Genomic DNA, 15,571 nt, shown 5'->3' with positions numbered 1-15,571 from the left:
AGTTAGTAATTACTTGTTGCACGCGAGATGCTTCGCGGCGCTCTGCATGACGGGCTTTTTTGAATGACAACCATGCAAGTTGCCGTCTTGGCACTTCGCAGCTAGCAAACCGGCCGCCTCTCCAGTGGCTAGAGGGTTCTGGCTTCTAGCAGCGGGGCCAGCGTGTGCCACACGGTACCGGCCACCACTTTGTAGCCAGCCGCCGTGGGGTGGATGCCGTCTTCCTGGTTCAGCTCGGGCACTCCGCCCACGCCTTCTAATAGGTAGGGAATCAGCGTTGCGCGGTTTTTGGTGGCTACCTCGCGGAAAAGCGACTGGAACTCAGTGACGTAGCCGGGGCCAAAGTCGCCGGGAATCTGCAAGCCGGCCACCACGATTTGGGCCTTGGGGTTCTTCTTGCGCACGGCGTCGATGATGCCTTGCAGGTTGCGGCGAATTTCGGGCACGGGCACGAAACGGAACACGTCGTTGGCGCCCAGTTCCAGCACGAAAACATCGACGGGCTGGCGCAGTACCGCGCCCACGCGGGCCAGGCCGCCCGCGGTGGTTTCCCCACTCACGCCGGCATTCACGACCTTATAATTGAGGCCGGCTGAATCTATTTTTTGGGCAATGAGGCTGGGCAGGTTGCGCTTGGGGTCCACGCCGTAACCGGCCGTGAGGCTGTTGCCGAAGAAAACTACGCGCTTGGGGGCGCCTGCAAGCGAAGCCGCCGACGGTTGCGCCGAACCAACCTTCGCGGCGCTGGCGCTTCGGCTAGGCGCCGCCTGCGCTGCCGCCTCGGAGCCGGCTTCTCCTAGAAGGAGCATAAACCAGGTAATGATGATGAGTTGGGACACTTTCATAGCTAATGATGCGGGAAGGGGAAAGCGGCGAAATGGCGACGGTGCCACCCAGCAGCTTGTAGTAAGCAAAGCGCAAGCCCGTTCGCGCAGTTCCCCGCACTGATTGAGTAGCGTAAAAAGCCTCTTCCCAACGCGTCGGTGCATTTCTGCTGCCTCCCCATTCCGGCCGATGAAAGCAATGCGGGCAAGCCAAGGCCGTGGCGTGAGTCGAGGGAAACCAGTATTTGTGCGCTTCGAATTGCCCAAACCGTACTTGGCATCGGAGTATATTTGAGGATAAACTTCCGCACATGACCAAGCTCTTCCTCCTCGCTGCCTGCTACGTTGCAATGCAGTCCGCCGTGGCGCAACAGGCCCCCAAAAAACCGCTCGACCATTCCGTGTATGACAAATGGGAAAGCGTGGCCAACCAGAAAATAAGCCACAACGGCAAGTACGTGCTGTACCAGGTGAAGCCGCAGCAGGGCGACGGCACGCTGTACATAAAAACGGCCAGCAACCGCACGCTCAAGCAAATCAGTCGCGGCGACTCGGCGGTTTTCACGGCCGACTCCAAGTACGTCGCTTTCCAGATTAAGCCGCCGTACAGCGACGTGCGCCAAGCCAAAATCAAGAAGAAAAAGCCCGAGGACATGCCCAAGGATTCCCTGGGTGTTTTCGCGCTGGAAACCGGCAAGTTGACCAAATTTGCCAACGTTAAGTCTTTTCAGGTAGCCGAAAAGGCCTCGGTATTGGCCTTCCTCGCCACCAAGGCGCCCATCAAGGACGCAGCGAAGAAAGCCCCGGCCGACACGCTGAAGAAAATTACTGACGCCATCCTGGACACCAAGAAAGAAGGCGCCACCCTTACCGTGATGAAGCTGCTGAACGGCAACACCCGCGAGTTTGCGGCCGTGACGGACTACCAAATCAGCAAGCCCGGCAACCGGGTGGCGTTTGCCGTAGCCGCGCCCAAGAACAACAAGGAAGTAAAGTCCGGCCTGTACGTATACGACGTGACGGCGGGCAGCCTGAAGAAGGCCAGCTCCGGCAAAGGCGTCTACAAGAACCTGGCCTTTGATGACGCCGGCAAGCAGCTGGCTTTCACGGCCGAGAAGCACCCCGAAAAAGCGCTGGTGAAACCCTTCACCCTGTATTATTCCGACTTCGGTGCCGACAGCGCGGCCGTGCTGATGGCCCCGGGCGCCAAGGGCCTGAAAGCGGGCTGGTCGCCGAGCGGCTTTGGCAAAATCGTGTTCAGCGAGAACGGCGAGAAGCTGTTTTTTGGCACCGCACCCGACCCCATTCCGCAGGACACGACCATCGTGGAATTCGAGACGGCCAAGCTGGACATCTGGAATTACAAGGACGACTACCTGCAGCCCATGCAGCTCAAGAACCTGAAGAAGGACCTGCAGCGGAACTACTTGGCCGTCATTTACCCGAAGAGCGGCAACAAATTCGTGCAGCTGGAAGACGAGTACCTGCGCGATTCGTACATGGCCGAGAACACCAACGCCGAGTACCTGCTGGCCGCCACCGACACCGCCAAACGCATTTCCATGCAGTGGGAAGGCAGCACGCGCAAACAGGCCTACCTGGTCTCGACGCGTACCGGGCAGCGCGTGCCCATCAACCCCAAGGCCAACAAAAGCCGGTTTCAGCTTTCGCCCCACGGCGACTATGCCCTGTGGTACGACGACGCGGCCAAGGCGTGGTTTTCCTTCGCAGCGGCCACCCGCAAAGTCACCAACCTGACCGGCAAAACCGGCGTGTCCTTCACCGACGAGGAGAACGACTCACCCACCGACCCCGACACCTACGGCGTGGCCGGCTGGACCAAAAACGACGAAGCCGTGCTGCTGTTCGACCGCTACGACATATGGAAAGTCAATCCCAAAACCGGCGCCGCTGTCAACTTCACCAACGGCGTGGGCCGCGCCAACAAGCTGATTTTCCGCTACCGCATTCCAGTTGAGAAAAAGAAGTTCATCGAGCCCAAAGACGAGCTGATGCTGCTGGCCCAGAACGACGTGACCAAAGAGTGGGGCTACTACCGCAAGGGCATTGCGAGCACCAAGGCGCCGCAGCTCGTGGCCATGGGCCCGTATGGCTACTCGCCGCTGCTGCAGGCCAAAAACGCCAGCACTGTGGTCTACACCAAGTCGAACGTGAGCCTGCCGGCCGACGTGTACGTGAGCACCGACCTCCGGAAGGAAACCAAGCTGAGCGCCATCAACGCCCAGCAGAAAGACTACAACTGGTTTACGGCCGAGCTCGTGCACTGGACCACGCCCAAGGGCAACAAGGCCACCGGCGTGCTCTACAAGCCCGAGAACTTCGACCCCGCCAAGAAGTACCCCATGGTGGCCTACTTCTACGAGAAGCTGTCGGAGGGCATCTACCGGTACCAGTCGCCCGCGCCCACGCCTTCGCGGCTTGACATTGCCATGTTTGCCAGCAATGGCTACTTAGTCTTTACGCCCGACATCAGCTACACCCTCGGCGAACCAGGTCCGTCGGCGGTGGAGTTTGTGAACTCCGGCGTGGAGGAGCTGAAGAAAAACGCCTGGGTCGACGCCGCGCACATCGGCATTCAGGGCCAAAGCTGGGGCGGCTACCAAGTGGCCTACCTCATCACCCAGACCAACATGTACGCCGCTGCCTGGGCCGGCGCGCCCGTCGTGAACATGACCTCGGCCTACGGCGGCATCCGCTGGGAATCGGGCATGAGCCGGCAGTTCCAGTACGAGCGCACCCAGAGCCGCATCGGCGGCACGCTGTGGGAAAAGCAGGACGCTTACATCCGCAACTCGCCGCTGTTTCAGCTGCCCAAGGTGCAAACGCCGGTGGTCATCATGTCGAACGACGCCGACGGCGCCGTGCCGTGGTACCAGGGCATCGAAATGTTCACCGACCTGCGCCGCCTCGGCAAGCCCGTGTGGCTGCTGCAATACAACGGCGAGGCCCACAACCTGGTGAAGCGCGAAAACCGCAAAGACATTTCCATCCGCGAGCTGCAATTCTTCGACCACTACCTGAAGGGCCAGCCGGCCCCGGTGTGGCTGGAGAAAGGCGTGCCCGCCGTGGAGAAAGGCCGGAACTGGGGCCTGGAGGTGTCGAAAGGGAATGGGATGTAGGTAAGTATTTAGTAAAGCAAAAAGGCCCGTTTACCAACTAGTAAACGGGCCTTTTGCGTTGGTGTAAACCAATCAAGCAATGTATACAGCTACGCTATTACCTCAACAATTTGTATAGAAAGCCAATGGAAGCTAACGTGTTTTGGGCTTGGGCGCAGTAGCTATTTTCTCCTGAATGTCTTGCCTCAGCACCCTAATGATGTCCTCTTTGGTTACTAAATACTTATTGTCACTTGAATTATCAGTGTACTGATACCAATACGAGTCCTCAGCTAGAATGAGAACGTTGCTGGGCAGCTTCCTTATCTTGATGTCTTCATTTCCACCAGTAACGGTACCAGCAAACTGTACATAGTCGTACTTGCCATTGGACATAAGAAGCTTTCGAGGTTGCCGCGTTTCTCTAGATGGAATCGCTGAATGACCTTCTGCATAAAGAAATCCAACATTTGAATTGTAGGAACACGCTGCTAGCACTACATATTGAGCTGAATCAAGGCGGTATAAGCGGTTGGCAAACACTTCATTGTAACCTGCCTTTTTCATTTCCTCTATTACGATTGGGGCTACTTCGTCTTTTCGCAGCCAATTGTACCCGAGGTGCTTACTTTTCAATTTGTTGATTGGTCCAACCACATCACCTTTCATCGAAGTGGGGCCCACGTAGTAATCATAATAGTTATGATTGTTAATGGCTGTATTCTGTGCCATCACAGGCTCTACAATAAGCGTCAACAATGACAGTAAAAGGAGTTTCATAAGTAGGTAGAAAAAGTTAGTTTGTTGAAATTGAAGAGCGAAACTACCCCAAAATCAATTAGCTTACTCAACGATAATTCTATTGCGCAATTCACGGCCTCTAATTGGTGAAGCCGATAAAATTGCAACCCAACCCCGCCCGCCCCGGCCGTACCTTTGTGGCCTATGAATCTGTTATCCGCCGAGAATATCTCGAAGAATTACGCCGGCTAATTACTCCGCCAGCCGGTAGCTGGTGCTACGCCCGCCCGCCGCTTCCTTTACCAGAATCTGCTGCTCCACCAGCGCCTGAATGTCACGCCCGGCCGTGTCCTGCGAGCATTTAGCAATTGCCGCCCACTTAGAAGACGTCAGCTTGCCCTCAAAGCCATCGAGGAGCAGGTTGAGCAGCTTTTGCTGCCGGGCATTGAATTTTTTTGGGAGGTGCTGCTCCCAAAAACGAGCTTTTTCCAGCACCTTACCCAGGGTCTGTTCCGTAGCAGTGAGGGCCCGGCCCAGGCAGTCCAGAAACCATTCCAGCCACGCTGTAATGTCGAGTTTGCCCTTCTGAGCGGCCTCCAGTTGAGCGTAATAAGCCGGCCGCTCTGCCCGGATTTGGGCCGAGAGGCTGTAGAAGCGCTGGGCTGTGCCATCGGCCCGCGCCAGCTGCAAGTCGGTGATGGCCCGCGCCAGCCGCCCGTTGCCGTCTTCGAACGGGTGAATGGTGACGAACCACAAATGCGCCACCGCCGCTTTCAGCACCGCATCCAGCGCCGCCGGCCCGTTGAACCAGACCAGGAAGCGCGCCATTTCCGCGTCCACCACGCCCGCGTCGGGGGCCTCGAAATGGATTTGCTCCCGCCCTACCGCGCCCGAAACCACCTGCATCGGGCCCTTGCGTCCGGTGCGCCACGCGCCCACCGCAATGCGCTGCAAGCCGCTGCGCCCCGGCGGAAACAGCGCGGCCTGCCAGCCAAACAACCGCTCGGCCGTCAGTGGCTGCCCGAATTCTTGGGTGGCATCGAGCAGCATTTCCACCACGCCTTCCACGCGCCGCTCGGCGGGCACCAGCCCGCCCAGGTCCAGCCCCAGTCGCCGCGCCAAGGACGACCGGACCTGGTCAGCCGGCAGCACCTCCCCTTCAATCTCGCTGGATTTCAGCACATCCAGCGTCAGCGTCTCGAGCGTAGCTTGCGCTTGCGCCGAAAAGCCCAGCGCCTCCATGTGCCCCAGCACCCTGCCCTGCTGGTGCCGCACCGCGCCCAGCAGCGGCTCCAGCCGCTCGCGCTGCCAGGTGAAGTGGGGCCACTCGGGTCGCTCGTAGATATACATGGCTATTCTCCGCAGGTTGTGCGGCGAATATATAAGTTATTCTCCGCCCCGCCCGCGCCCCCGCCGCGCCGGGGCGTGTCGGGGGCGCAGGCGGGGCGGTGAGATACTAGGGGAATTTCAGATAGCAGTAGTTTCGTAGGCTACATAAGTTTATCCGATATGAGCCTTCGTCCTATTCCAATTACCGAGCAACTTGACTGGCTCGTAGTTAATCGTGAAAACGCAGCAAGTAATCTATTGGGGCTGCCACAAATTTTCGAAGCTTATCTCAGGATTCTGCCTCCTCTGGGTATTGACCCCAGCATTTCGCTTACTGATTACCCATTTGCTAAACGTACAGTAGCTGACCTAAATATTCGCGCAGCTTTTTGGAATCAACACGGTATTATTAATGGCCAGCCCAATCCAGAACGTCTGGAAAGCATCACTTACCGCGAAGTGGCTGATGTATTGGGATTGAAATACAATGCGGAGTTTGACAGTGATTCAATTCGCAGCTTTTACGGCGAATGGCCTCCCCATTTGGGCAGCAGTGCTACATTGAATGAAGCATTTGTACAGCAGTTAGCGCAAACTATAGGCCCGGAATCAGATGCATATTTCTATGGGTCTGTTGATGAAGGAAATTACGATTGGGATAAGGATGGATTTCCAATTGATTGGCTAGAGTCAGGAACAGCAGCAGATTTATTGGAAGTTTATCGCCGGGACGGCCAACTTCCGACTTACACATTTGCGACTAATCACGCTTGGTGCCTGTATCAATCCGAGCCAATAGATTCATTGGTTATTGGATGCGCTGCTCATATGGCGCAAGCATTACTGACTAATCCTAAATTGGAAGTCCTGCCATTGCCATCCTTGTAGGGCGCATCAAATCTGCGTACTCCCGAAAACCCCGCCCGCCCCGGCCGTACCTTTGCGGCCTATGAACCTGTTATCCGCCGAGAACATCTCGAAGAATTACGCCGACCGCTGGCTGTTTAAAGACCTCAACTTCGGCCTGCAACAAGGGCAGCGCGTGGCCTTTGTGGGCATCAACGGCACCGGCAAAACCACGCTCATGCGCGTGCTGGCCGGCCTCGAAACGCCTGACACCGGTTTGGTGAGCTCGCGCAAGGGCATCCGCGTCACCTACCTGGGCCAGCAGCCCGTGTTCGACGAAAGCCTGAGCGTGGAGCAAGTCCTCTTTGCCAGCCAGAACGATACACTCCGGGCCATCCAGGAGTACGAGCACGTCGTGAACGACCCCGACCACAAGTCCGACGACCTCCAGCGCGTGCTTGAACGCATGGACGCCCTCAACGCCTGGGACTACGAAGCCCAGGTGCAGCAGATTCTGGGCAAGCTGGGCATCCTCGGCGAGCTGCTGACGCGCAACGTGAGCCAACTCTCGGGCGGGCAGCGCAAGCGCGTGGCCCTGGCCCGCGTCCTCATCGAAGAGCCCGACGTGCTGCTCCTTGACGAGCCCACCAACCACCTCGACCTGGCCACCATCGAGTGGCTCGAAAACCGCCTGAACTCGCCTAGCCTCACCCTGCTGATGGTGACCCACGACCGGTACTTCCTCGACAAAGTGGCCAATGAAATCGTGGAGCTCGACAAGGGCCAGATGTACCGCTACCAGGGCAACTACGCCTATTTCGTGGAGAAAAAGGCCGACCGCGAAATGCGCGAAACCGTGGAAGTGGAGAAGGCCCGCCAGCTCTTCAAAAAGGAGCTCGACTGGATGCGCCGCATGCCCCAGGCCCGAGGCACCAAGCAAAAAGCCCGCATCGACGCCTTCTACGTCACCAAGGAAAAGGCCAGCACCAACCTCAACAAGCAGCAGATTGAGCTGAGCGTTAAAACCACCCGCCAGGGCGGCAAAATCATCGAAGCCGACGGCCTGAACAAGAAATTCGGCGACAACGTGGTGCTCGACGATTTCAGCTACGTCTTCAAAAAGAAGGACCGCATTGGCCTGGTCGGCCCCAACGGCGCGGGCAAATCCACGCTGCTCAACATGCTCACCGGCAAGCTCAAGCCCGATTCCGGCACCATCGACGTAGGTACCAACACGGTGTTCGGCTACTACACCCAGACCGAGCTGGAGTTCGACCCCACCCAGCGCGTCATCGACATCGTGAAGGAAGTGGCCGAAGTGGTGGAGCTGGCCAACGGCGACGTGCTCACCGCCAGCCAGTTCCTCAACCTGTTCCTGTTTCCGCCCGCTCAGCAGTACACGCTGGTGAACAAGCTGAGCGGCGGCGAAAAGCGCCGCCTGCAGCTGCTGCGCGTGCTCATCAAAAACCCCAATTTCCTCATTCTTGACGAGCCAACCAACGACCTGGACCTGGCCACGCTCAACATCCTGGAAGACTTCCTGCTGCACTTCACCGGCTGCCTGCTCATCGTGAGCCACGACCGGTACTTCCTCGACCACCTCGCCGAGCACCTGTTTGTGCTGGAGCCCGGCGGGGCCGTGCTCAACTTCCCCGGCAACTACACCGACTACCGCGAATACCTCGAAGAGCGCGAAGCCGAAGCCGCACTAGAAGCTGAGGAAAAGGCAGCCAAAGCCGCTCGCGCCGCCGCTAAGCTGGCCGCGCCTGCACCGGTGAGCACGGCCGTAGCCCCCACGCCGGCCAAGCGCCGCGCCACTTTCGCGGAGAAGAAGGAGTACGAACAGCTCGAAAAAGCCATGGCCGCGCTGGAAAGCGAGAAGCAGGACATCACGGCCAAGCTGAACGGCGGCGCCGGCAGCCCGCAGGACTTCGCCGCCTGGGGGGCCCGGTTGGCAGCCTTGAATCAGGAGCTGGAGGAGAAGGAACTGCGCTGGCTGGAATTGGCCGAATTGGGCTAAGAGCCAAGTATTTAGAGCCAATTATTTTCGGTTTACCTCAGTGTCAAATTGTGCGACGCCGCCCCCACGGGGCGGCGTTTTGCTTTGGTGCTAACCCCATCCGGCCAGGGGTACTTCTACATTTTTATTGGCGAAGCGTGCCACTTTTCTCTGGTTCCGGCATCTATTATACCTGCCCTCTCCTTTTTTCTGCATTACTAACCGGCTGCCTTATGAAAGAGCCGAACCTTGACCAATGGTCCACCGGATTTGCGCTCATTGCATTTCTGGGGTTATTCATCGCGCCGCTCCTCTACAGCCAGGCTGGCCAGCGGAAGGCCCAAGTGCGCTATGTGGTGGCCATTGTGGCGCTGTTTTCGGGCGTGCTGCTGTACTATGTGCTCTGGTGGAGCCGCTACCTGCAATTCGTGCCCTACCTCAACGGCGCGGCGGAGGTGCTGTTTTTCCTGTTTGGGCCGTTGTTCTACTTCTATTTGCAGGAGCTCCGCCACCGGCCCGTCACGGCAAGCGCCCGGTGGCTACATTTCCTACCGTTTGGGGCGGCAGCAGCGCTGCACGTGGTGTTTGTGGTACTGGCCAACGGCTGGCCAGCGACCGGACCGATGGGCAGCTTCCCGAAGCTGTTGCCGCTGCTTTCATTGGTGCACCTGTCGGTGTACGCCGGGGCAATTTTGCGGCTACAGGGCGCTTTCGCCGCTCTCCGGCGCGAGGCCAACTGGGCGCGTTGGTATAGCTTTTCCTACGGGGGATTTGTGCTGGCCAACTGGTCATACTACTTGCTGGTGCAGCTGGCCGTCATCACGCCCAGCTGGGACTACGCCATCTCCCTCAGCATGGCCGGCTTCATTGGGCTGGTGGCGGTGCTGGCCTACGTGCAGCCGGCCGTTTTTAAGTACCGGGAAGGAAAAGTGTCTACTGCATTCCCCGCAGGTCCTTCCTTTCCGTTGCAGGTTTCCAAAAGCAATGCCCCCGCGCCTGACGCCGCGCCTGCTGAAACGGTTAGCTCTGCCGACACCGTCGCTCCACCTAACGCCGCCACGCCCGAAGTCGCACCGCTTGAAGCCACAACGCCTGCCCCAGCCGAAACCCGGTACCGCAACTCCGGCCTGCCGCCGCATGTGGCCGTGCGCCTGGCCCAGCAGCTCGACGAGCTCATGCGCGCCGAAAAGCTCTACCGTGTAAGCGAGCTGCGCCTCGACACCCTGGCCGAGCGCCTCAACCTGAGCCGGCACCACCTCTCGCAGGTGCTCAACGAGCAGCTAGGCATGAACTTCTTTGAGTATATCAACGCCCTGCGCATCGAAGAGGCCAAGGAATTGCTCATCCGTACCTCCCGCCAAGAGCTCAACATTATTGAAGTGGCCTACGAAGTGGGCTTCAACAACAAGGTCTCTTTTAACAAGTCCTTCAAGAATGCCACGGGGCTCACGCCCAGCGAATTTCGCCAGGCCCACAACGGAAATCCCGGCCGGGATTTACTTCCCACTGCCATCGCGGGTGGATGAAAAAAGGTGATGTTTATCGGGATTAACCTTCCCGCTGGGGCCACCGCCGTGTTTTGGGTCAAATAGCCCCCACGGCCAGAGCGCCCCGATTCTACTGCTGGTTTTCTGCCATTTCACTGCCTGGTTTCCAGCCGCAGTCGGGCGCCTGTACGCGGTAATTCTACCACTCCGATTCTGAAAAATAGCAACGGGTAAAGCCCCGGCAGGGCCGTTCGGAACTGCAATTCTGAATGCGCCGAGAAATTCTGCTGGTGAGTGCGGAACGACTCGTGACTGGCCTTGCTGGGGTCAGCCCGTTGCTCATTTTCTGCCGGTTTGTTCGCTTCACCTTTACCAACCACCCTTATTTATGAAAAAGAAACTACTCTTAAGCGTGCTCCTGCTGCTTGCCTTGCTCGGGCAGGTGATGGCGCAGGAGCGGACGCTGTCGGGCCGGGTCACCGACCGCGAAAATGGGCAGGGCCTGCCCGGCGTGACGGTCCTGCTGAAGGGCACTAGCACGGGCGTGTCCACCAACCAAGACGGCTCTTTCACGCTGGGCGTGCCCGCTGCGGGCGGCACCTTGGTGTTCAGCTTCATCGGCTACACCACCATTGAGCAAGTCATTGGCGCGGAGAGCAACTTCAACATCAGCTTGGCCGTCGACAACAAGCAGCTGAACGAGGTGGTGGTGACGGCGCTGGGCATTGAGCGCGAGCGAAAAACATTGGGCTACGCCGTGGAAACCCTGGAGAATAAGGACATCACGCGTGCCAGCGAGCAGAACTTGGTGCGCTCGCTGCAAGGCCGCGTGGCCGGCGTGCAGATTTCGTCGGCCTCGGGCTCGGCGGGCGGCGCTACGCGCGTGGTTATCCGGGGAGCGCAGACGTTTACGGGCGACAACCAGCCGATTTACGTGGTCGACGGCAACGTCATCAGCAACAACGCCTCTACCAACCTGAACCCGGCCAACCCCCGCGGCAACGGCGACGACCTGAACAACGGCGTGGACCTGCCCAACCGCGCCGCCGACATCGACCCGAACAACGTGGAGTCCATCACGGTGCTGAAAGGCCCGGCCGCGGCGGCACTCTACGGCGCCCGGGCAGCTTCGGGGGCCATCATCATCACCACCAAAAAAGGCGCGGGGCTCAAGGGCAGCTCGCAGATTTCGGTGACCAGCGCCGTGACGCTGGACCGCGTGAACCGCCTGCCCAAGTACCAAAACATCTACGGCTCGGGGGCCAACGGCGTGTACGACCCGCAAAACAACCTCAGCTGGGGCCCGCGCATGAACGGGCAAAACGTGGCCGACTGGCGCACCTTCACCCTGGCCGACCCCAATGCTTCGGTGGTGGACTCGATTCCGCTGACGCCCAAGCCCAACAACGTGCGCGACTTCTTCGAAACGGGGGTGACGACGAACAACGCCATCTCGTTTGCGGGCTCCAACCAGACCTCCAACTTCTACGTGTCGCTGGCCGATGTGCGCACCAAATCGTTCATTCCCAACACCGACTACAAGCGCACCAGCGTGAGCCTGACGGGCGGCACCCAGCTCTTCAACAAGGTGACAACCAACGGCTCGATTACCTACGTGAAGTCGGGCGGCGACCGGGGCGTGCAGGGCCAGTCGCGGTCCAACATCCTGCAAACCATCCTCAACACGCCGCGCGACATCTCCATCACGGACCAGAAAGACTACAATGACCCGCGCTACAATTTGACGGGCTATTACCTGGCCGACTTCCGCAACAACCCTTACTTCCTGCTCGACAAGAACCTGCTGACCGACGACGTGGACCGGTTGCTCGGCACGGCTTCCGTGACCTACAACGCGTTCGATTGGCTTAATTTTACCTTCCGCCAGGGCATTGACGTGTACACCGACCGGCGCCGCCAGACCATCTCGCAGGGTACGATTAACAACTTGACGGGGCGCTACCTGGAGGACAACATCTTCGGCCGCAACCTGACCACCGATGTGCTGATGAACGTGACGCGCCGCTTCGGCGAAGACTTCTCCCTCAAGGCCATCCTGGGCTCCAACTATCAGGAGCAGTTCACCTCGCGCCTGTTGGCCGACGGCGTGGGCATCATCGTTCCCGACTTCTACGACCTGAGCAACACCAGCGTGGTCACCAACACCAAGTCCGACACCAAGCAGCGCATTCTCGGGGTGTTCGCGGACCTGCAGTTTGCTTACAAAAACTACCTCTACCTGGGCCTGACCGGACGCAACGACTGGACGTCGACGCTGCCGCCGGCCACTCGCTCGTTCTTTTATCCCAGCGCCAACGTGGGGTTCGTGTTCACCGACGCCTTCAAGCTGCCCGGCGAAGTGCTGAGCTTCGGCAAGCTGCGGGCCAACATTGCCTCGGTGGGCAAGCCGCCAATTCCTTATCAAATTGACCCCATTTTCACCCGCTCCACCGTCGACAACGGCTTCCAGGCGCAGTACGTGTTTCCGCTGCAAAGCGTGCCCGGCTTCCGGGTGGGCAACGTGCTAGGCAACCCGCGCCTGAAATCGGAGCTGACCACGGCGTACGAATTTGGTACGGAGCTGCGCTTCTTCAAGAACCGCTTCGGCATCGACGCCACCTACTACAAGTCGGTCAGCAAAGACATCATTGTGGCGGTGCCGGTGCCGGGCACCTCGGGCTTCACCGCCCAAACCGCCAACGCCGGCACCATGGAAAACCGCGGCATCGAGTTGGCCCTGAACGCCACGCCGGTGCAGCTGGAAAACGGCTTTACCTGGGACCTGAACTTCACCTTCACCCGCAACCGCAACCGCGTGACCGAAGTGACCAACGTGACGCCCAACATCAGCGTGGGCGGCCTGGGCTCGGTGGCGCTGGAAGCCCGCGTGGGCCAGCCTTACGGCAGCTTCTTCGGCACCAAAATGCTGCGCGACGGCGAAGGCCGGGTGGTCATCAACCCCGCGTCGGGCTTCCCTTTCCTTGACCCCACGCTGACCACGCTGGGCAACATTCAGCCCGATTTCCTGGCCGGGGCCTCCACCACGCTCAGCTTCAAAGGCCTGTCTTTGAACGTGCTGTTCGACACCAGGCAGGGTGGCAAGTTCTTCTCGAACACCATCAGCACGCTGTACTTCGGTGGGGCCATTGAGGAAACCACGGCCAACAACCGCGAGCCCTTCATTTATCCCAACTCCGTCATTCCCAACCCCGACAATTCGGGCGGCTACATTCCCAACACCACGGTGCTCACCGAGGGCGGCTTCAACTACTGGCGGCAGGTGTCGACGGCCGGCGAAAACTCGCTGTTTGATGCTTCCTACGTGAAGCTGCGCGAAGCCAGCCTGAGCTACAGCCTGCCCACCACGCTGGTGAGCAAAGTGAAGCTGACGGGCATTCAGTTCTCCCTCATTGGCCGCAACCTGGCCCTGTGGACGCCCCGCTCCCAGCCCCACCTCGACCCCGAGGTTAGCTCCCTGGGCTCGGGCAACAACCAGGGCTACGAATTCTTCGCCTACCCCAGCACGCGCTCCTACGGGGCCAGCCTGCGCCTCACGCTTTAAGCCACCGCCACTCTTACGGACATGAAAAAGCACCTCCTCCGAACCGTCGCGGCCGCGGGCCTGCTGCTGAGCAGCACTGCCTGCGAGAAGAATTTCCTCGACATTAACAAAGACCCCAACAACCCCACCACCGCCGACATCAACCTGGTGCTGCCTTCGGGCCAGGCCACGGCCAGCTTCATTATTGGCGGGCAGTACAACATCGTGGGCGAGATTCTGGCCCAGCACATGGGCATTGCGCAGGGCGGCAACCAGTACCGCGCCTGGGACCAGTTCAGCATCCCGACCAGCACCTTCGACGGCCGCGAATTTTCGGGGGGCCTCTACGCCGGGGCGCTCGAAGACTTCCAGTACGTCATCAACGCCGGCACGCCCAACAACGAATGGCGCATGGTGGGCATTGCCAAAATCCTGAAAGCGCACACCTACCAGGTCATCACCGACTTGTACGGCGACGTGCCTTTCTCGGAAGCCCTGCAAGGCTCGGCCAACCTCCTCCCGAAGTATGACCGGCAGCAGGACATTTACGCCGGCCTGCAAACGCTGCTCGACGAAGGCATTGCGGACATCAACAAGCAGCAGGGCCGCTTTCCGGGCTCGGCCGACCTGAACTACCGCGCCGCCGCAGAAGCCGACATGACCAAGTGGGTGCGACTGGCCACCACGCTAAAGCTGCGCCTTTACCTGCGCCAGAGCGAAGTGGATGCCACGGGTGCACGCGCCGGCATTCAGGCCCTGTACGCCCGCAATGCCAGCGCCGCCAGTTTCAATTTCATGCGCAACGCCGACGACAGCTACCAGTTTACCAACGGCACGGCCACCAACACGGAAAACCCCTTCTACCAAACCAACTTCCGGCTGCAAAACAACTTGGCCGTGAGCAGCAACATTGGCGACACACTGGTGCGCTACCAAGACCCGCGCCTGCCCGTGTACGCGCTCGACGCCGACCTCACGACCACGCCGGTGGAATTCCTGTTTGTGCGGCCGGGCCAGAATGCGCCCTATCCCAACAACTTCACCACCGCCACGGGCACGCCGGGCGTGCGCCTCTCCTTCCCTGGCACCTTCTTTATTGGGCAAGCCTTTACCAACGTGAACCGCGCCGGCAGCACCTACGCCGGCGTCCCGGCCACCGACGCGCCCGCCAAATCGCGCCCCACGCTGCTGCTCACCTACGAAGAAAGCCTGTTTCTGCGCGCCGAAGCAGCCGCCCGCGGCTGGGCCGCCGCCACCGAAAATGCCCAAACCCTATATGAAAACGGCGTGCGGGCCGCCCTTACCCGCTACGGCATCTCGGCCACCGACGCCACCACCTACCTCGGGCGTCCGCAGGTGAGCTGGGCCGCTGCCACCACGCCCGCCGCCAAGCTGCGCAACATCTTCGTGCAGAAGTGGATTTCGTTTTTCGCCACCAACGGCGCCGAAGCGTGGGCCGAAGTGCGCCGTACCAACCAGCCCAACTTGGCCGCGCCGCTCACCAACCTGCTCGGCAGCGGCCGCTTCGTGAAGCGCCTACCCTACCCTGATTCCGAGCTACAACGCAACCCCAGAATCAGTGAACTCGGCCTCACGCCCGGCGACATCACCACGCCCGTGTGGTGGGACGTTAACTAGGCCTAGCCCCAAGCAGGCCGAATGAGAGGGCCCGGCCGCGGTGCACA

General features: G+C 59.7%; 9 protein-coding genes. 6 read left to right on the top strand and 3 right to left on the bottom strand.

All coding sequences use genetic code 11. From position 1 onward, the window contains the following. Window positions 1–128: 128 nt before the first annotated feature. Complete coding sequence (locus VF629_RS22750; protein ID WP_331060806.1) at window positions 129–845, bottom strand: arylesterase; 717 nt, start codon at window positions 843–845, stop codon at window positions 129–131. A 290-nt stretch (window positions 846–1,135) separates the two neighbouring features. On the opposite strand from VF629_RS22750, the gene VF629_RS22745 reads away from it, so the two are divergent. Then, entirely contained in the window at window positions 1,136–3,964 is a 2,829-nt protein-coding gene (locus tag VF629_RS22745) for an alpha/beta hydrolase family protein (protein WP_331060805.1), read from the top strand. A gap of 132 nt (window positions 3,965–4,096) precedes the next feature. Here the strand turns inward: VF629_RS22745 and VF629_RS22740 are convergent, their stop codons facing one another. Continuing rightward, window positions 4,097–4,723 carry a hypothetical protein gene (locus VF629_RS22740; protein WP_331060804.1) on the bottom strand — a complete coding sequence of 209 codons (627 nt, stop codon included), beginning with the start codon at window positions 4,721–4,723 and terminating at the stop codon, window positions 4,097–4,099. A 213-nt stretch (window positions 4,724–4,936) separates the two neighbouring features. After that, window positions 4,937–6,034: a Fic family protein gene (locus tag VF629_RS22735; protein WP_331060803.1), complete on the bottom strand. Its 1,098-nt coding sequence runs from the start codon at window positions 6,032–6,034 to the stop codon at window positions 4,937–4,939. Between the two features lie 159 nt (window positions 6,035–6,193). Here VF629_RS22735 and VF629_RS22730 point away from each other — a divergent pair, with 159 nt between their 5' ends. The 5 genes from VF629_RS22730 to VF629_RS22710 all read left to right on the top strand — a co-directional run bounded on the left by VF629_RS22730 (window position 6,194) and on the right by VF629_RS22710 (window position 15,524). Next, the gene (locus VF629_RS22730) at window positions 6,194–6,901 is read left to right on the top strand and encodes a hypothetical protein (protein WP_331060802.1); all 708 of its coding nucleotides are present in this window, start codon (window positions 6,194–6,196) and stop codon (window positions 6,899–6,901) included. Between the two features lie 61 nt (window positions 6,902–6,962). Beyond that, window positions 6,963–8,879, top strand: coding sequence for an ABC-F family ATP-binding cassette domain-containing protein (locus VF629_RS22725; protein ID WP_331060801.1), 1,917 nt, complete (start codon window positions 6,963–6,965; stop codon window positions 8,877–8,879). Between the two features lie 212 nt (window positions 8,880–9,091). Further along, complete coding sequence (locus VF629_RS22720) at window positions 9,092–10,384, top strand: helix-turn-helix domain-containing protein (RefSeq protein WP_331060800.1); 1,293 nt, start codon at window positions 9,092–9,094, stop codon at window positions 10,382–10,384. A gap of 349 nt (window positions 10,385–10,733) precedes the next feature. Beyond that, complete coding sequence (locus VF629_RS22715; RefSeq protein ID WP_331060799.1) at window positions 10,734–13,907, top strand: SusC/RagA family TonB-linked outer membrane protein; 3,174 nt, start codon at window positions 10,734–10,736, stop codon at window positions 13,905–13,907. Between the two features lie 21 nt (window positions 13,908–13,928). Then, window positions 13,929–15,524, top strand: coding sequence for a SusD/RagB family nutrient-binding outer membrane lipoprotein (locus tag VF629_RS22710; protein ID WP_331060798.1), 1,596 nt, complete (start codon window positions 13,929–13,931; stop codon window positions 15,522–15,524). Window positions 15,525–15,571 lie beyond the last annotated feature (47 nt).

The sequence above is a fragment of the Hymenobacter sp. genome (assembly GCF_036388155.1).
Taxonomy (GTDB): domain Bacteria; phylum Bacteroidota; class Bacteroidia; order Cytophagales; family Hymenobacteraceae; genus Hymenobacter.
This window is presented reverse-complemented; position numbering and strand designations above follow the sequence as displayed.

What these genes read in the sequence shown, in the direction of transcription:
- VF629_RS22750 (WP_331060806.1), bottom strand. Translation starts at nt 845, where the DNA reads ATGAAAGTGTCCCAACTCATCATCATTACCTGGTTTATGCTCCTTCTA.
- VF629_RS22745 (WP_331060805.1), top strand. Translation starts at nt 1,136, where the DNA reads ATGACCAAGCTCTTCCTCCTCGCTGCCTGCTACGTTGCAATGCAGTCC.
- VF629_RS22725 (WP_331060801.1), top strand. Translation starts at nt 6,963, where the DNA reads ATGAACCTGTTATCCGCCGAGAACATCTCGAAGAATTACGCCGACCGC.
- VF629_RS22730 (WP_331060802.1), top strand. Translation starts at nt 6,194, where the DNA reads ATGAGCCTTCGTCCTATTCCAATTACCGAGCAACTTGACTGGCTCGTA.
- VF629_RS22735 (WP_331060803.1), bottom strand. Translation starts at nt 6,034, where the DNA reads ATGTATATCTACGAGCGACCCGAGTGGCCCCACTTCACCTGGCAGCGC.
- VF629_RS22710 (WP_331060798.1), top strand. Translation starts at nt 13,929, where the DNA reads ATGAAAAAGCACCTCCTCCGAACCGTCGCGGCCGCGGGCCTGCTGCTG.
- VF629_RS22715 (WP_331060799.1), top strand. Translation starts at nt 10,734, where the DNA reads ATGAAAAAGAAACTACTCTTAAGCGTGCTCCTGCTGCTTGCCTTGCTC.
- VF629_RS22720 (WP_331060800.1), top strand. Translation starts at nt 9,092, where the DNA reads ATGAAAGAGCCGAACCTTGACCAATGGTCCACCGGATTTGCGCTCATT.
- VF629_RS22740 (WP_331060804.1), bottom strand. Translation starts at nt 4,723, where the DNA reads ATGAAACTCCTTTTACTGTCATTGTTGACGCTTATTGTAGAGCCTGTG.